This window comes from Salinilacustrithrix flava, assembly GCF_041228405.1.
GTDB lineage: Bacteria > Actinomycetota > Acidimicrobiia > Acidimicrobiales > Salinilacustritrichaceae > Salinilacustrithrix > Salinilacustrithrix flava.
Genome location: NZ_CP133888.1, coordinates 1377077 through 1395419 on the forward strand (window position 1 = coordinate 1377077; position 18343 = coordinate 1395419).

Annotated in this window: 9 protein-coding genes and 1 tRNA gene; 6 read left to right on the forward strand and 4 right to left on the reverse strand. The window is 71.9% G+C overall.

The features are described from left to right. Nucleotides 1-81 precede the first annotated feature (81 nt). The 3 genes from RGQ06_RS06885 (at nucleotide 82) to RGQ06_RS06895 (ending at nucleotide 2783) form a co-directional block, all read left to right on the forward strand. Nucleotides 82-240, forward strand: a complete 159-nt coding sequence (locus RGQ06_RS06885) for a hypothetical protein (protein WP_432427305.1) — start codon at nucleotides 82-84, stop codon at nucleotides 238-240. A gap of 135 nt (nucleotides 241-375) precedes the next feature. Further along, a complete protein-coding gene (locus RGQ06_RS06890; RefSeq protein ID WP_432427304.1) occupies nucleotides 376-2643 on the forward strand; it encodes a PAS domain S-box protein in 2268 nt (755 codons plus the stop codon). A 63-nt stretch (nucleotides 2644-2706) separates the two neighbouring features. Further along, nucleotides 2707-2783, forward strand: a tRNA-Ala gene (locus tag RGQ06_RS06895). Nucleotides 2784-2821: 38 nt separating this feature from the next. Here the strand turns inward: RGQ06_RS06895 and RGQ06_RS06900 are convergent. Both RGQ06_RS06900 and RGQ06_RS06905 read right to left on the reverse strand, forming a co-directional pair. Continuing rightward, entirely contained in the window at nucleotides 2822-3958 is a 1137-nt protein-coding gene (locus tag RGQ06_RS06900) for a DUF222 domain-containing protein (protein WP_432430718.1), read from the reverse strand. Further along, the gene (locus RGQ06_RS06905) at nucleotides 3937-5103 is read right to left on the reverse strand and encodes a Fic family protein (protein WP_432427303.1); all 1167 of its coding nucleotides are present in this window, start codon (nucleotides 5101-5103) and stop codon (nucleotides 3937-3939) included. Before RGQ06_RS06905 ends, RGQ06_RS06900 begins: the two co-directional genes overlap by 22 nt. A 114-nt stretch (nucleotides 5104-5217) precedes the next feature. On the opposite strand from RGQ06_RS06905, the gene RGQ06_RS06910 reads away from it, so the two are divergent. Further along, entirely contained in the window at nucleotides 5218-5892 is a 675-nt protein-coding gene (locus tag RGQ06_RS06910) for a hypothetical protein (protein WP_432427302.1), read from the forward strand. Between the two features lie 267 nt (nucleotides 5893-6159). Here RGQ06_RS06910 and RGQ06_RS06915 read toward each other — a convergent pair whose 3' ends face one another. Continuing rightward, nucleotides 6160-9069 carry an NB-ARC domain-containing protein gene (locus RGQ06_RS06915; RefSeq protein WP_432427301.1) on the reverse strand — a complete coding sequence of 970 codons (2910 nt, stop codon included), beginning with the start codon at nucleotides 9067-9069 and terminating at the stop codon, nucleotides 6160-6162. 239 nt (nucleotides 9070-9308) lie between these two features. On the opposite strand from RGQ06_RS06915, the gene RGQ06_RS06920 reads away from it, so the two are divergent. Beyond that, complete coding sequence (locus RGQ06_RS06920; RefSeq protein ID WP_432427300.1) at nucleotides 9309-15116, forward strand: cell wall-binding repeat-containing protein; 5808 nt, start codon at nucleotides 9309-9311, stop codon at nucleotides 15114-15116. A gap of 197 nt (nucleotides 15117-15313) precedes the next feature. Next, entirely contained in the window at nucleotides 15314-17827 is a 2514-nt protein-coding gene (locus RGQ06_RS06925) for an AMP-binding protein (protein WP_432427299.1), read from the forward strand. A 6-nt stretch (nucleotides 17828-17833) separates the two neighbouring features. Here RGQ06_RS06925 and RGQ06_RS06930 read toward each other — a convergent pair whose 3' ends face one another. Next, nucleotides 17834-18295, reverse strand: coding sequence for a DoxX family protein (locus tag RGQ06_RS06930; protein ID WP_432427298.1), 462 nt, complete (start codon nucleotides 18293-18295; stop codon nucleotides 17834-17836). Nucleotides 18296-18343 lie beyond the last annotated feature (48 nt).

Consider the following 18343-nt stretch of genomic DNA (forward strand, 5'->3'; position numbering starts at 1 on the left):
TCGAGCCGGACCTGGGTAGGGACGCCATCGACCGCGCGGGAGCCGATCGCTCTCGCCCCCACACACATCCAGGAGGCCGGAATGCCGGACAACAACGACCCCAGCAAGCTCCAGGAGCCCACCCCCGACGAGGAGAAGGCCGCCGAGCGCGCCGCCGAGGAGTCTCCGGACATCGAGGAGGAGTACCGCGAGTCCACCGAGCGCGGCGCCAACCAGGAGGGCGAGGGCAAGATCGTCTGATCGAAGCCCCGCACTGCCTGACGAGCACCTGCCGATCAGCGGGTGCTCGTCCCGCGTCCGGGCTCGGTGCGTTCGAAGTCGTCCGGGAGGGGCAGACTTGCGTGCCGCAGTCGACGAGGCAGGGGAGGGGGACAGATGTCGAGCGACGCACGTGTGCTGGTGATCGACGACGATCCCGACGTCTCGCTGCTCACCCGCCTCCAGCTGGAGAACGCCGGCTACGACGTGGTGGAGGCGGCCTCGGCGGCCGAGGGCCTGTCCCGAGCGCTCGACACCGCGCCCGACGTGGTCCTGCTCGACTGGATGCTGCCCGACGGTGACGGCATCGGGCTGCTCGCCGAGCTGCGCGCCAGCGCGGCAACCGCCGACGTGCCGGTGATCATGGTGACCGCCCGCAGCCACGCCGGCGACCAGCGGGCGGCGTGGGAGGCGGGGGTCGTCGACTACCTGACCAAGCCCTTCGACGGCCGCGACCTGCTGCGCTGCGTCCGCGATGCCGTGGCGGACCCGGCCTCGTCCCGGCAGGAGGCGCGGCGGCGGGAGGCGTTGGAGCGGCTCAGCGGTCGAGAGGTCGACACCGATCGGCTGTCGGCGGTGGTGGAGCACGCGTCCGACGCCATCGTCACCACGTCCCTGGACGGGACGGTCCTCACCTGGAACCGGGCAGCGGAGACGCTGTGCGGCTACCGGGCCGACGAGGTCGTCGGGCGTCCGGTCTCGGTGCTCGCGCCGCCTGGACGCCACGACCCTCTGGCCGAGGCGCTCGAGCGCGTGGCCGCCGGCGTCACCGTGCCGCACTTCGAGACCGTGCGGCGTCGGAAGGACGGCACCGACATCTCGGTGTCGGTCTCTGTGTCACCGATCCGCGACGAGCACGGGCACATCACCGCAGCGTCGACCATCGCTCGGGACATCACCGAGCGCAAGGCCGAGGAGTCCCTCCACCGGGGCCTGCTCGAGGCCGCGCCCGATGCGATGGTCGTCGTCGACGACACCGGCACGATCCACCTGGTCAACGCCCAGACCGAGGCGCTGTTCGGCTACGAGCGGGACGAGCTCGTCGGGCAGGCGGTGGAGATCCTCGTCCCCGAGGAGCATCGCGGTGCCCACCCCGGGCACCGCCGCGGCTACTTCATCGAGCCCCGCACCCGCCCGATGGGCCAGGACCTCGAGCTCACCGCTCGGCGCAGGGACGGCTCGGTGTTCCCGGTGGAGATCTCGCTGTCGTCGATCGAGACCGAACGGGGTCGCCTGGTGTCGGCAGCGATCCGCGACGTGTCCGAGCGCAAGGCGGCCGAGGCCCGGTTCCGTGGCCTGGTCGACGCCGCCCCCGACGCCATGGTGATCGTCGACCCGCACGGCCGGATCGAGCTGGTGAACGCCCAGGCCGACGCGATGTTCGGCTACGAGCGGGGGGAGCTGGTGGGCCGGCCCGTCGAGGTGCTGGTGCCGCCCCGCTTCCGCGAGCAGCACCCCGGCCACCGACGGACCTACAACGAGCAGGCGCGGGTGCGTCCGATGGGTGCCGGACTCGAGCTGTACGGGCTGCGCAAGGACGGCTCCGAGTTCCCCGTGGAGATCTCGCTCAGCCCGCTTCAGACCGGTGACAGCGTGTCGATCTCCGCCGCCATCCGCGACGTGAGCGTGCGCAAGCGGGCCGAGGCGGTGCAGACCGCGGCCTTCGAGCGGGAGCGGGAGGCGTCCCGGCGCCTGCGTGAGGTCGACCGGCTCCGGTCCGACTTCCTGTCGACCGTGTCCCATGAGCTGCGGACGCCGCTCACCGCCATCCGGGGCTTCGCCGACCTGCTCGTGGAGCACTGGGACGCCACCGAGGGGGAGCAGCGCCGGGCGCTGGTGCAGCGCATCGCCGGTGCGGGGCTGCGCCTCGACCGGCTGATCGAGGACCTGTTGGACTTCACCCGTCTGGAGCGGGGGCAGCTCGGGATCGAGCTCGGGGCGCGGCCGGTGGCCGACCTCGTGGAGGAGGCGCTGCGCCACGTCGCCGTCTCCCTCGAGCGCCACGAGGTCGAGGTCGACCTCGAGCCGAGCCTCGTGGCGCTGGTCGACGAGGCCGCCATCGCGCGCGTCTTCGTGAACCTGCTGACCAACGCCGCGAAGTTCTCGCCCGCGGGCTCCACCATCTCGATCCGGGCCGTGGCCACCGACGATCGCATCGCCGTCTCGGTGATCGACCGCGGGTCGGGCATCCCCGAGGAGGAGCAGGACCGCATCTTCGAGCGGTTCTACCGGGCCCAGGGAGGCACGGCCCGCCGACCGGGCACCGGCGTGGGGCTCGCGATCGTCAAGGAGTTCACCGAGGCCCAGGGCGGGGAGGTCCACCTGCGCTCGACCGTCGGCGAGGGCAGCGAGTTCACCATCCGCTTGCGCCCCGCCCGCACCTGACGCCTTCGCCGGCATCCGGTGTCGTCCCCGGGCCGGCAAGCGCGTAGCCTGTGAACTCCCCACGGGGACGTAGCTCAGTTGGCTAGAGCACCTGCTTTGCAAGCAGGGGGTCGTGGGTTCGATTCCCATCGTCTCCACCAGATCGCGCGAGGTCCCGGCTGCGCTCGAGGCGCTCGTCTCAGTCGGCGAGGGTGAACAGGCCGGGTTGGGTTGGGCCGGTGCGGTCGTCGGGCTCCGGTGCGTTTTGCGGGGGTTCTTCGCCGGGTGGTGGGTGCCATCGTTTCCCGGTCTTGCGGTGGACGAGGTAGCGCTGGTTGACGGGACCCTCCAGGCGCAGGTCGTGGCGGGTCTTGAGGTCGTGGCAGTGCCAGCAGAGCCAGGACAGGTCCTCGAGGCGGGTGTCGTGGGTGAGGGTCCAGCCCTCGTTGTGGTCGATGTCGAGGAGGTGGCGGCTCCCGCAGCGTTCGCATGCGCCGCCGCGGGCTTCCATGGCGGTGCGCTGGTGGGCGGTGACCTGTCGGCCGAGGTGGGTGACGTTGTTGATGTCGATGCCGTCTTTGAACACCACGGTCAGGAACGCATCGGAGAGCAGGGCCCGGATGGCGGAGACCGACACCGGCCCGACGCCGGCGATCTCGCAGGTCTCCCCTGGTTCGACCACCCCTCGGTTGAGGGCGGGGACGTCGATGAGGGCGATGACCTTCTTGTCCGGGCGCACCGCCTGGGATCGGCGGGCTGGAGCGTCGGGGGACGCAGCGCCGAGGAGCAGGTCGCGTACGACGTCGGCGGTGTAGGCCTCGACCCGTTCCATCCGCCCTGCGTTGCGGGCATCGGCGAAGGCCCGATCGGTGCGGGGTTTGAGGGCGGCGTCGATCTCGGCCATGTCCTCGCCGGGCAGGCGCAAGGTGAGGTTGGCCATGCCGTCGGGGTCGTTCCAGCGGCGCACGCATCGCTGGGCGTGGAGACGGCGCCGGCGTGCCTCGCGGTCTTTGTCGGCCTTGGCCCGGGCGGCTGCGGCCTTCTCCCGCAGGGTGTGCAGCGAGTCCTTCTCGGCTGAGTCGAGCAGCTCTTCTTCGTCCTCGGGAGAAGCGGCCGCACCGTCGGACACCTCGTCGGCCTGGTCGGGTGAGACCCGACCTCGGCGGACGGCCTCGTCGGTGCGGGGCTGTTCGTCCAATCGCTTGCTGGTGCGCAGCTTGCGGCGGGCCTTGCCCGTGGGGGTGCCGGTCTTGCGGGCGATGTCGTCCTCAGCGCAGTTCGAGCCACAACCGATTCGTCCCGATTTCTCCCGATTCAGAAGCCCGGAAGTCGTGATTGCCCTGCGGTCTCGTAGGGGTCTTCCTCGGGCCGGGGCGGGCGCTGCTCACGGATCGAGTTCCACGTGGCGCGCAGGTCGTCTGTCGGGAGGTAGGTGCGCCCGCGCTTCTCGCCTTTGGGAGCCAGGAGCCCTGCGTCGACCAACGCCTTGAGGTCGCGCGTCGCTGTGTCGTCGGAGATCTCCTCGCCGGCGCCGTCGAGGACGAGCTTCTTGTAGAGCGACCGCTGCAGTCGCCAGCCGCGAGCGGCATCGCACAGCGCGGCGACGCCGCGGTCGGGAACGCCCCGCTCGCGGGCGAGCCGTTCGCAGCGGTCCCAGAGGGCGTCGGTCTCGTGGATGCGGCGTTGGAGGGTGCGGGCCTGGCGGAAGTGGGCGGTCAGGATGAACTGGATCCAGGGGCGGGTGTCGCGTCCGGGACTCCACGCGCCGTGGGCGACCTCGGTCAGGACGGCGTAGTACCGGTCGGTGTTCCGGCCGAGGTACTCCTCGACGCTCGAGAAGACCGGCGAGAGGACGCCGGCGCTGGCGAGGACGTAGGACTGCAGGCAGCGGGCCATGCGTCCGTTGCCGTCGGAGAAGGGGTGGATCAGCGTCAGGTTGAGGTGCGCCATGGCGGCCCGGACGAGGACGTCGCCGGTGTCGTCGTTGATCGACGCGACGAGCTCGTCGATGAGGGGCTCGACCACCTCCCGGTCAGGTGCTTGGTAGACGACATCGCCGTCTTGGTTCTCCACCCAGATGGCACCCGGCCGCCATTGGCCAGGGTGCTTGGCGAGGTCGTACTTCAGCAGCATGAAGTGGAGCCCCCGCAGCAGCGACGCGTCGACCGCCGGGGGGTTGCCGGCCAGCTGCAGGACGTAGGTCATGGCATCCCGGTAGCCGGCGATCGCCGCAGTGGTCTCGGCATCGGCATCGAGGGGTTCTTCGCCCTCGATGACGGCGGCGACATCCTCGACGGAGGCGTGGTAGCCCTCGATGCTGTTCGAGCCCTGGACGGCGCGCGCGAACGTCGCTCGCCGCAGCGTGCCGGTCCAGCGCCGAGGCTCTGCAAGGAAGAAGCGAAGTTCGCGTCGCTGCTCCTCGATGCGCTCGAGCACGGCGAGATCAGCGTCCCGCAGCACCGGAGGTCGGTAGATGTCCACTCACGCAGGCTACGGGCGGCCTGCGCAGTATGTCGATAAGTAATCGGGGTACCGGCCCGATATCCCGAACGGTATGCGGGACGACCCGACCCGAGCCGTATCAGTAGCGTTCCGGTGACCGTCCCCGTGTACGCATCGGTCCCATCGGCGCTAATCGGAGACCGAACGCTTGATGATCCGGGCCACCGCCTCCCACCGCTCCTGAGCTTCGGGGCTTCCCGCGGGGGCGTCGGTGCCGACGAACCCTTCGACCCAGACCGACGACGCGGGTCCTTCGAGCCAGAGCTCGCCGCCATCCAATCCTCGATCGCCAGGGGTCCAGGCTCCATCGACCGCCCCGACCTCCTCGAGGCTCCCGAAGCCACCGCCGAAGTGTTCGGCGATGCCCCGGTCGACGAGGTCCTGGAACCGGTTCGTGCCCGACAGCTCCGATTCATGGGGCACTTCGACGACCAGGAAGTCGGCGAAGGTCGTCGGAGCCGCCTCCCGGTACAGACAGACGGTGCCGAAGGTGGTTCTGCGCTCCTCCACCTCATCGAGCCGTGTGCCGACGGCGGTTGCGAGGACGTCACTGTCGTCGCACGGCCCGTCGGCTGCCGGAGCGAACTCGCGTGGGTCGAGATCGTTCTCCGGGAAAGGACATGTCCGGTCGCGCCGGCACCCTCGATCAGCAGTTCGTCCACCGTCAGGTCGTCCGAGGGGGCATCCGAAGGCCGTGCCGGCACGAGAACCCCGGTTGCGAGGAGCACTCGAGTCCGCCGGACGCTCCAACTTGCATTGGCCATGTGAAGTCACTCCCCCGCCCCCTTTCAGCCGCCACGGACCGAAGAGGGTCACTCATGGAAGGCGTTGCGACGTCGGAAGGTCCCGGCAAGGGCCTGCTCGGGAAGACTCGTCGACTCATCGCCGTGCCCAATCCGTGCCCAAAGCAGTGGGCACGAGGGTCGATGGCGGTCAGCCACGCATCGGGTGCTCCCTCGTCGGCTTGCCGGGGTGCGTCGTCCACGCTCCGCAGCTCGGAGTCGACGCGACCGATCGGGTGGAAGTCGAAGACGCTCATCGGTCGACAGTCAACCGGAGAGCGAACCGCTCGGCGTCGGTACCGAGCGCCAGCTCCGCAGCGAGGGCGGGGTCGGCCTCGTCGACGCACCCGGCCTCGTCTTCGATGCGCGCGAGCTCGAACGGCCAACCCGCGGCGTGGGACCTGGCATAGCCGAGCAGGCGTGCCAAGGTCTTGGTGTCGTCCACGGCCCTCAGCACCGAGGCAGTGACGTCCATGGCGAACCAGTGGACCGCCGGGTTTATCGGACCGCCGTCACCCGAGATGGCGCGGCGGCAACGGTCGAGCGCGACCTCGTGGTCGTCACGGAGCAGCGCAGCACCGGCGAGGAGGGCGTCGCCACCCGCGACGAAAGACGCGTCGCCCTCGTCGCCGGCGTAGTGGCTCAGCCGGCGCCCGAGCCTTGCCGCCTCGTCGGCGTCGTGGCGCAGCAGGGCGGTGCGGCCGAGACCGAAGATGGCCAGCTCCTCGTAGCTGCCCACTCGCCGGTCGGACAGCGCACGCAGCTCCCGATAGCTGCGCTCGGCCCGATCGAGATCCAGGAGGTAGGTGCTCGCAGCCGCCAAGCCGGACAGGCACGCCATCTCGCTGCCCCGGTCGCCCCGCTCGCGGCTGAGGCGGGCCCCGTCGGTGAACGCCGTCCTGGCGGCCTCGAACTTGCCGGTGCGCAGCAAGAACGCACCTCGGTTCTGGTGCACGAGCCCCCGGTGCTCGGCGACCCCCAAGGTGTCGAGCTCCCTCCGGTATCGACGGGCTGCGTCGATGTCGCCCCGGCTGCCGGCATCGCCGGCGAGCACGAGTAGGGCGGCCCGCAATCCCCAGGGAGCGTCGAGGGGGCGCAGCATCTCCACCGCTCGCTCGGCGAGCGCGCGCGCCGTCCGGGATTGGTGCATCTGGGCTCGGCCGCCCGCTTCCATGGCGAGCAGGTTCCCGATCAGCACCGCTTCCTGGGGATGTGCATGCTCGAACGCGGACCGGGCGCGCTCCCAGTGGCGGACGGCTTCGGCGGGTCGGCCGACGAATCGCAGGTGGACGAACACCGTGGAGAGGTCGAGCAGGGTCGACGCGTCGAGCCGGTCCAGCGCATGGGTCCAGGCAGCGACCGCGTTCGGCAGCTCCTCGGCCACCAGCCCGACGAGGTGCTGGTGATCGGGGCCGAAGACACGTTCGGTCCAGTCGACGACAGCCTCGCGGTACCAGGCGGTGTGGCGTTCGAGGGTGGCCGCTTCCTCGATCGCGTCAGCGGCCAGCAGCTCGCGGGTGAACGCCAGCACCAGCGGGTGCCGGTCGTAGCGGCCGTTGGGCGAGACGCGGAGGAGGGAGGCGCGGGTCAGCGAGGACAGCACCCCCAAGCTCGCCCCGGCCACGGCGGTCGCCGCCTCACGTCGGAAGCCGCCCTGGAAGACAGCGAGCCGGCGCATGACCGACTGCTCCTCCGCGCTGAGGCGGGACCACGACTGCTCGAAGACGACCCGGATGCTTCGATGCCGGTCGTCGACATCCGCGTCCGGCCTCGCCAGGAGGTCGAGGTCGGCGCCGATCTCCTCCACGAGGTCCGAGACGGGGAGCACATCGACCCAGGCCGCTGCGAGCTCGAGCGCGAGCGGGCTGCCTTCCGTGAGCGCGCACAGCGCGTCGACCGCGTCCCGTTCACCGTCCAGGCGCACACGGGGATCGACCCGACGAGCGCGGTCGACGAAGAGCCGGGCGGCGTCCGAACGCGCGCCACCGGCGTCGGGACGAGCGGGCCCGCCCAGACCGGTCAGCGGGAAGTTCGCCTCGCCCTCGACCCGGAGCCGTGCCCGCGAGGTGACCACGAGCACCGGCCCGTCGCCGCGGAGCAGCGCTGTCGTGACGCCGGCCGCGCCCTCGATGTCGGTCACGTCGTCGAGGACGATCAGCATGCGGCGGCCGTCCAACTGCCCGGCGAGGTGATCGGCCGGCCGGCCCCCCTCGTCCTGCACCGGCGCGGCGCCGACCGCTTCGGTGATGCGGGCCAGCATCTCCTCGGTCGTTCCGATGTCGGCGAGGGGCACGACGCAGACGCCGTCGGCGAAGCGGGCCATGGTCGCCGCCCGGTGCGCGAGCTCCAGCGCCAGGCGCGACTTGCCCACGCCACCGAACCCGGTGATGGTCACCAGCCGGTGCTCGTCGGTGTCCAACAGCGCGCTGAGCCGGGTCAGCTCGGCGACACGGCCCACGAACGAGGTCCGGGGCACGGGGAGCGCGCTCGACGTCGTGCGTCGCTCGGAGGCTCGCAACCGTGCGTCGGCCGCGGCGCTGGTCGGGGCCAACGGCAGCTCGAAGGGCGCCGCGTCGAGCCGGACGTCGTTGGCGAGCGGGCTGCGTGCCGCGAGCAGGACGGTGTGGAGGCGCAGCAGCATCGCCGGGTCGGGGTCGGCCACCCGCCCGAGCCCGTGCGCCAGCTCGCCCAGCTCGGTTGCCGAGCTCCGGTCCCGGTCGGCGATGAGCGCCTCGGCGCGATCGACCAGCGCGCCGCGCAGACGGCTGGCGAGGTTCTCCCTGGTGTCGTAGAGCCACTCCTCGAGCTCGTGGCCCAGGTTGCGGAGCGACACGTCCGCGAGGAACGGCGCGGCGTGGAGCGCCAGTGCCGACGCCAGGTCGCCCGCGTCGAGCGCATCGAGCAGGTCGTGGACGTCGGTACGGATCGACGTCGCGACGCGGTCTCGGTCGGCGGAGACCACGCCGGGGACCGCTCGGCGCAGCTGGCTGAGCGCCTGCGACAGCTGGTTGCGGGGGTCGGCGGCCCGAGCCCAGAAGACGCGGCTGAGCCGTCCCCGTTCCTGAGGACCCTCGAGGGCCAGGTAGGCCAGCAGCACGAGGGGCTTCGGTTGCCGCAGCGCGCTGCCGGGAAGCTCGAGTCCGCCCAGGGTCCGCAGCCGCATGCGGCCGAACGTAGGACGTCGTCGTGCCCCGGCTCCTGTCGTGCTGCGCTGCGTGGCGATGCCGCTACATCGCGCGCCACAGCTACAGGGTCGGTACAGGGGTGCTCGGGAAGCATCGACCACCGCCGGCCGGAGCGGGATCTCCGGTCGGTTCGACGATCGCCCAGCGGAGAGCAGCAGCCATGCATCGCACCCCAGCACCTCGACGCGCCCGCCACTGCCGACCCGAAGATCGTGGGGTGCAGCGCCGCCCGCGCCTCGTCGCGCTGGTGGCCGCGGTGGTGCTGCTGACCGCCCTGCCCGTGAGCCAGCAGGCCGCGGCCATCGATCCGTTGCCGGACAGCGCGCCGGAAGTGGGTGACTCGGTCATCGCCAGCTACTGGTCCGAGCCCGAGTTCCTGCTCACCGCGGGGGCCGAGCGCTGGAACGTCCGGAACAGCCCCGATGGAACGGTGGTCGCCGCCTACGACAAGCCCGAGGGCGCGATCGACGACGGGTACATGGCCACCGGCCGCTTCGCGCCGCAGCAGCCGCTGACCGGTGGCGGGGTGCTCGACGTCAGCGTCCTGCACGCCGCGTACGAGCGGTCGCAGTCGTGGGCCTTCATCCGCAAGGACGACGGCACCGCCGAGGTGGTCGGCCCGATGGAGCAGGGATGGCCCCGTCGCTACCTGCTGCAGATCTCCGGCGAGGCGATCGTGGGTGGCACGGTCAGCGCCGACGAGGGCACGGCCGGCAGCGAGGTGCCCATCGCCGCAGTCGTGACCGACGCCGGTCGGCTCCTCGAGTTCCGGGGCGACGCCCAGACCGGCACCACCTACCGCGCCGAGGTCGTCACCTCGGCGGTCGGCTCCCCCGTCGCGGCCGTGGGGCGGATGTTCACCGGCTTCGAGCGCTCCGACGAGCTGCAGGCCTCCAGTGGGTTCGCCGAGGGCGACGGCAGCCACGGGGAGAGCGCCGACGTGCTCACCGTGCTGCTCGATTCCGGCGACGTCGTCCCGCTGCGACGGAGCGGTTCGGCGCTCGACTCGTGGATCGAGATGGACGAGCTCGCCGTCGAGCTCACCGATGACGAGAAGACGGTGCTCGCCGGGGTCGCCCATCCCATCCTCGACTTCGACGTGCTCTGCGCGGTCGACGTCACCAACGAGCAGGGTTCGACCACCGGTCGCGTCGGGCCGGTCTCGGCCGCGCTCGGGTGCCGGCAGGCGACGGTCGACGGCCTCCAGCAGCCGAGCATGGGGCGCTTCGTCGTGGCGGCCGGCGTGGACGCTCCCTCCGACCGGTTCGGCAGCGCCTACGGGTCGGTCTGGGCCCACCAGGTGGTCGACCTGCGGGAGCGGGTCAACAACACCGTCACCATCGTGAAGCGCGTGCGCCAGCCGACCGAGGCCTGCACCTTCCTGGACGCGCCGGACGACAGCCTCCGTCCGGGTGCGTTCGACATCCGCACCACGGCCGCGCAGACCGTCGTCGGGTGCGTCAGCGAGGACAGCTTCTCCGCCGACCGGATCGAGACGACCACCTTCCGGTCACCCGCCGTGCCCACGAACTCCTACTTCACGCCCTCGACCGACCCGCAACCGATCAACGAGGACAGCTGGGACACCGTCAACACGGCGATCGAGCGGACGACCGTCGACGCCCTCGCCGGGGAGGATGTCACGGTCGAGACCCGCACCTACACCGACATCACCGCGCCCACCGTGCAGCTCCAGTTCCCGTGCAACCGGTTGCTGGCCCGGCCCATCGGGGGTCAGCGCGAGTTCGCCGAGTGTCGCCGTGACGAGAGCTTCGCCCCGTCGGATGGGCTGCTCGACCTCGCCGACCCCATCCCGGGCATGGCCCCCGACCACCGGGTGGCGCTCACGGTGGCCGGCTACGGGAACGTGGAGGGCGAGCCGGGCGTGTTCGTGTCCCTGGTCCGCCCCGGTGACGCCGAATCCGGCGATCCCACCGCGGACCAGGGCCTGCTCGGGGAGGACCTCCTGTGGACGGTGGAGCCGGCTCGGCTGCTCGCCGACGACCTCGAGCGGATCCGGTCCACGCCGTCGGAGGTCGACCTCGACGCGCTCGACCGCTTCGAGGTGGGCGACCCGGCCACGGCGCCGCCGGCGCTGCTGACCGAGATCCCCCGGCCGGGGCGCACCCCGATCACGATCCGCATCCAGAGCGAACCGGATCTGGAGACCGCCGCCGGTCTCCCGATCGCGGTGCTGCAGGCGCCGCCGACGGTCGCCGGCCTCGGCCAGCAGGCCACGTTCACGCCCGAGTTCGCGTCGACCGAGGGGTCGTCGTCCGCGACCGCCCAGTCCCGGTCGTCGCGCATCGGCGCGCACGTCGGCTTCGAGGTCACCGCCACGGCCGGCGTCGGCTTCCTCGGCAACAACGCCCGCGCTGGTGGGGGCGTCGCCGTCGGGTACGAGTTCATGAACGAGGTCGAGCAGTCGATCGAGAACATCGTCGAGTTCGAGAAGACCGAGAGCTACGGGGGGTCGTTCGCCGACCACACCGTCGTCACCACCTCGCGCTCGGAGTACGTCTACCAGGCCATCGTGGAGGAGGACGCGACCGGCCTGGCCACCGGCTCGTCCTTCGAGTACCGCATCCCGGCCGGTGTCGTGAACCAGTCGCGACCGCTGTCCGACCTCGAGGCCACCGACCCGCGTCTCTACGGGCCGGACGGCCTGTACCGCCCGATGCTCGACCGACTGGTCGGGAACGTCGTCATCGGCAACCCCGGCTCGTATCCGTCCGGGGAGGGCAGCTCCGAACCCACCACGGTGCTCGCAGACAACGGCGGCGTCTGCCTCGGCGGCTACGCCGCCGCGGACGATCCCACGCCCACGCCCGGTGAGCTGCCCGACCTCGCGCCGGTCGAGAACCCGTACTACTCGAGCCCGCCGCCGAACCCGGTGGGTCCCAGCATCCTGACCTCGGAGCCGCACGTGGTGTCGCTGGGCAACGACCTCACCGAGGGCGCGTCGATCGCGCTCACGAGCGCGACGGCCTCGTCGCTGGTCACGTCCAAGAGCCACGACTTCATGATCGAGGGCATCGCCAAGGTCGAGTCCGAGGTGAGCAGCGGCGGGTCGGCGAAGATCGAAGCCGAGTTCCGTGCTGGGATCGACGGCGGCTTCAGCCTCGGCAACGGCGTGTCGGACACGCTGTCGACGGGCTCGGAGCTCTCGGCGGTGATGGGGAACATCCCGTTCTCGACCGACGGCCGGCCATGGCTCGAGGACGAGGCGTACTCGTGGCGCATGTACATGTGCAAGGCCCGCCTCGGGCCCGGCATCGGCGGCGCTGAGGTGTGGGTGCAGGGCTACGTGGTCGACGGCTACGCCGGCTCGGGCGGCATCGACGAGCTCGCACCGGTTGCCGGGTCCGCCCCGGCCGAGGGCGACGTGGTGGCGGCGGAGCCCTCGAGCGCCTTCTCCCTCGACGCCACCGTCGCAACCGACTGCGCGGTCGACGACACCTTCCGGTGGCGCCAGGACGCCGGGACCGTGGCCCGCTACGTGCTCGAGGTCGAGAACGCGGTCACCGGCCAACGACAACGGGCCACCCTCGCCGACGCCGCCGACCCGGTCACCGCCGACTCGCGCGGCCCCGTCGACTGCGCGTCCGTGCTCCCGGACTCCTACGTCGAGGGTGACCTGCACCGCTGGCGGGTCCGCAGCGAGGGCTTCGTCGACGACGTCGAGGTGTCCGAGTGGGAATCGTTCCGGCCCCAGGCCGTGCCGAGCGAGCACACCATCTCCCTGCTCCAGCCGCTGGTGCTCGAGGACGGTTCGATCCGGGTCGACATCGACGACCCCACCGGCGTGCGCTCCTTCGTCCACGACGTGGTCATCTACGACGCCGATGACGTCTCCCCGTCCGGCATCGTCGCCAGCGCGCAGGACGTCGGTTCGACGCACCGGATGGCGTCGCTGCTGCCGGGTCGCTACGTGGTCGAGGCGGTGGGGCACAACGACCACGTCGACGAGATCGGGCAGACGATCACGACACCGCCCGTCCGTGCGGAGCTGACCGTCGACGACCAGCTCGCCGCCCAGTTCCGGACCAGCGGGTGCGCGCTCGACCCGGATTGCTCGATCGCCGACACGATCACGTTCGAGGACCTGTCGGCGCCCGGTGGCGACGTGCCCCTCACCGACTGGTTCTGGACCTTCGGCGACGGCACGACCTCGGCCGAACAGCATCCGACGCACCGCTTCGCGGAGCCCGGCGACTACGACGTCACGCTCTACGTGCGCGACGCCGCCGGTCGGGCCGACCAGATCACCGAGCTGGTGACCGTCGGACTCCCCTCCGCCGATCTCGCCATGGCCGCCGACGGTGGGGGCGAGGTGCCGCTGGGCGGGACGGCATCGTTCCGGCTGACGGTCACCAACGGCGGACCGGAGCCGTCCCTCGCCAGCACGGCCCAGCCCCTGACCGTCGAGGTCGACGTCCCGCCCGGGCTGGACCCCGTCTCGGCGTCGGGTTCGGGCTGGAGCTGCACGGTGGCGCCGGAGGTGCGCTGCACCCGGGACGCGACGCTGGCGGTCGGCGGCTCGGCGCCGGACGTCACCGTCCGGGCCGATGTCACCGATGCCGGCGCCGGCGAGGACGAGGTCGGGGCGACCGTGTCCTCGGGCCGGTCGGTCGACCCCATCGCCGGGAACGACGTGGCCACCGCGCCGTACCGCATCACGTTCACGAGGGAGGCCGAGCTCGTCCCGACGACCCTGCCCTCGCCCATTGACGAGACGATGTCGATGACCGTCCTCGGCGACGAGGTGTGCGTGGCACTCGACACCACCGACCTCCCGGGCACCGTCTCATCGGTCGAGCTCACCGATGGCGCCGGTGTCTCGGTCGTGTTCCCGGCCGGGTCTGCGGACGTGTCACCCGAGGGTCTCCTCCAGATGTGCGGGCCTGCGAGCGAGGACGTCCGCGACACCCTGTCGCGCGCGCCAGAGACGATCGACGTCTTGGTCTACGTCGACGGCGACCCGGCAGCGTTCCTCGTCGGCACGGCGCAGGTGCCGGCGCCCCCGTCGCTGCCTCCGGCGCCCGTTCCCCCGCCTCCCAGCGGCCCCAGCGATCCTGACGCGCCCGAGGACCCGTCGTCGGACACCGAGACGCTGGACGTCGACGACGCCGATCCGCTCGACGGTGCCATCACCATCTCGAAGCGTCGGTTCGGCGACGACGATGCCGGTCACGTCGTGCTGGCTCGTGACGACACGTTCGCCGACTCCCTGACCGGGTCCGTGCTCACGTCCACCGGTCCGTTGCTCTACACCGGCCGAGACGCGCTGGATCCGAGGACCGAAGCGGAGATCCGTCGGGTGCTTCCGGGCGGCGGCCGGGTGTTGGTCCTGGGAGGCGACGCCGCGCTCTCCGACGCGGTCGTGGACCGTCTCGGTGCCGTCGGCTACCGGGCCGACCGGCTGGCCGGCCCGACCCGGGTCGAGACGGCGCTGGCCATCGCCGACGAGGCCCTCCGACTGGCTGCCGCGCGCGGCGAACGACCGCCGGAGGTGCTCCTGTCCCGCTGGGACGGGTGGGCCGATGCCGTGACGGCCGGCGCACACGCCGCAGCGAGCGGTTCACCGGTGTTGCTGACCGGCAATGGCGGCCTGCACCCGGCCGTCGCCGATTGGCTCGACGGGCATACCGATCTCGATCCCGTCGCCATCGGTGGGACCGCCGCCCTGTCATCGATCACGGTCGCCGCGGCCGGAGCCGACCGGATCGGCGGTGGCGACCGCTTCGAGACCGCGGCGCTCATCGCCGAGCGATGGTGGCCGGCGACCCCACCGCTGGCGTTCGTGGCCAACGGCATCGACCCCGGCGCCTGGCGAATCGTCCTGGCCGCAGCCGGCTACGCCGCCGACGAGGGTGCACCGATCCTGCTCGTCACCTCGTCGGTCGTGACCGACGCGACCGACGCGGTGCTCTGCGCCAGCGGCACCAGGCTCCGGTCAGCGGTGCTGGGATCGACGTCGCTCGTCGGGCCCGGGGTCCGCGCCACGCTCGAGGGGAGCTGCTGACCGACAGATGAGATCGTCGCGCTGCGGCCCCCTCAGCGACGTGGCGGGGTGGCGGCGCGGAGGTTCCACGTCGGTAGCCAACCGGGCTGCTGGAGAGCGATCTGCTGCGACTGCTCGCGCATGCGATCGATTTCGGAGCCGGCTATCTGCAGCACACCATTCTCGGCGTATTAGGTGCGCTTACTACAGTGCGGGCCATGACGACGGGCGTGGTGGTGGAAGGGCGGTTCTGGGCCGACCTGGGAGTGCACGGCGGCGCGACGGCGCTCGTCTCAGGTGAACGCACCATCACCTACGACTCGTTGGCGGGGCTCGTGGCCGACGCCCGGGAGCAGCTCGGCGGGGAACGACGGCTCGTGCTGCTCCGCGGGGCCAACTCCGTCGAGTTCGTCGTGTGGTACCTGGCGGCGCTCGCCGGCGGCCATCCGGTCCTCGTCGCCCCGGACGACACCTCGGCGATGCGGGGCCTCGTCGACCGGTACGACCCCGACGTCGTGGTCTCCGGAGCCGTGCCGGAGCACCGGCGGGCAGGCACGGCACACGACATGCACCCCGAGCTGGCCGTGCTCCTGTCCACATCGGGTTCGACCGGGTCGCCGAAGCTGGTCCGCCTCAGCCACGACAACCTGGCCGCGAACACGCGGTCGATCATCGAGTACCTGGGCCTGACGGGTGACGACGCCGCGTTGACCGCGCTGCCGCTGCACTACTGCTACGGCGCCTCGATCCTGCACACGCACCTCGCCGTCGGCGCGACGGTCGCGCTGACCGACCTGTCGGTGGTCGACCCGTGCTTCTGGGCGATGTTCGAGCGGATCGGAGCGACCGGCCTCGCCGGGGTGCCGCACACGTTCGCGCTCCTCGACCGCATCGGGTTCACCGGCGCCGACCTGCCCTCCCTGCGGTACCTCACCCAGGCCGGTGGGCGGCTCGCGCCGTCGACGGTCCGCCGCTACGCCCAGCTCGGGGAGGCGCACGGCTGGGAGCTGTTCGTGATGTACGGCCAGACCGAGGCCACGGCGCGGATGGGCTACCTGCCGCCCGAGATGGCGGCGACGCACCCCCACGCCGTCGGAGTCGCGGTGCCGGACGGGACCTTCGACATCGTGCCCGTCGACGAGGCCGACGAGCCCGGCGTCGGCGAGGTCGTGTACCGGGGGCCGAACGTCATGCTCGGCTACGCCCAGGAAGCCGGCGACCTCGCGTCGGGTCGCACGGTCGAAGCGCTCCGCACCGGCGACCTCGGCCGCATCAACGACGCCGGGCTGCTCGAGATCGTCGGTCGGCGCGCCCGCTTCGCCAAGCTGTTCGGCCTCCGCATCGACCTGTCCGACCTCGAGGCGACGCTGGCCGACGCCGGTCTCGAATCGGCGTGCGCGAGCGACGACGAGCTGCTCGCCGTGGCCGTCACCGGCGGGGCCGATGTCGCGCTGGAGCGAGTGCTCGCGCTGACGTCCCTGCCGCACCACGCCGTCGAGGTGGTCGTGGTGGACGAGCTCCCCCGGAACCCCAACGGCAAGCCGGATCCGGGAGCAGTCCTGGCCTTCGCACGTGCAGCACGCGATCGGCGAGCCGGCGAGCTGGCCTCGCCGGCGACGCCAGGCTCCACCGGGCGGGACCTCGGCACGGACGGCCTGGCGTCGCTCTACCGATCGGTGCTGGCCCTCGACCGGACACCCCAGGGCGACGACACCTTCGTCTCGCTCGGCGGCGACTCGCTCTCCTACGTCGAGCTGTCGATCGCCCTGGAGGATCACCTCGGCGTCCTCCCCCACGACTGGCACCTGCAGCGCCTCGACGACCTCGCCGCGGTCGAGGGGGGCAGGCGCCGCCGGTGGCGCAGCGTCGAGACCAGCATCGTGCTGCGAGCGATCGCGATCACGCTCATCGTCGGCAACCACGTCGACCTCTGGAGCCTGGCCGGCGGCGCGCACGTCCTGCTCGCCGTGGCCGGCTTCAACTTCGGGCGCTTCGGATCCGGGCCGCCGTGGCGGACCATCGCACGGGTGGCGGTCCCGTCGGTGGTGTGGATCGGTGCCGTGGCCGCGTTCAGCGACCGGTGGGACCTCACCAACGCGCTGCTCGTACGCCAGTGGTTCGCCGGCTCCGACGGCCGCTGGGGCTACTGGTTCATCGAGACGCTGCTCGCCCTCCTCGTCCCGCTCGCGCTCCTGTTCACCGTCCCCGCCGTCCGCTCGATCGACCGGCGCTGGCCCACGGCGCTGCCATCCGTCGCGCTCGCCGTCGGCCTCGCCATCCGGTGGGACGTCTGGGAGACGGTCGAGCAGCACCTCCGGCTCTTCCGGCCCCAGGAGGTCCTCTGGCTGTTCGCGCTGGGTTGGCTGGCGGCGCGAGTGCGGAGCCGGCAGGCGCGCGTCGCGACCGCGCTCCTCGGCGTCGCCGCAGCGTGGGACTTCTTCCAGCTCGACCGCACGAACGTGGTCCTGGCCATCGGCATCGCCGCGTTGCTGGTGCAGCACGCCATCCCGCTCCCTCGCCTCGCAGTCGGCGCGCTCGGCGCGCTCGCCGGCGCCTCGCTGCACATCTACCTCGTGCACTGGCAGGTGTACCCGCTCCTCGACGGCATCGGACCGGCGGCGGGGACGGCGGCCGGGCTGCTCGCGGGCATCGCCGCCTGGCGCGCGATGACGACCGGCGAGCGCATGGTGCGCCGTGCGCTGGTCGGCTTGCCCGTTCCATGGCGTCGCTGACCCGGCTCAGCGGCGGCGACCGTCTCCGTCGTTCGCTGCGCTGGCCGCCTCGGCCGACGCAGTCGCCCGGTCCATGAGCGCACGCCACGCCCCGGTCGACCACAGCGCCCAGGCCACGAGGACGGGCTGGAAGAACAGCCGGGTCAGGCGGGCCCGGTCGGAGTCGAGGCCGAACGCGTCCGTGCCCTCGACGTACTGGGCGATGTTGCCCGGGAAGATGGCGACGAAGAAGGTCGCGGTGGCGAGGCCGACCTCGACCCGCCGGCGCCGCCAGCCCACGAGCGCGGCGCCGAGCCCGATCTCCACGACGCCGGACGCGAGCACGACGACGTCGGCGTCGACCGGGAACCAGTCCGGGACCTGGGCCTGGAACTCCTCCCGAGCGAAGGAGAGGTGGGCGACGCCGGCGTAGACCAGGGCGACGCCGAGGAGCCAGCGCCCGGCGGTGCGGAGTGAGTCGGCGGGCATGACCACCGTCTACACGGTGCCGGCCGCCGTCCGGCCGACGACGTCGGC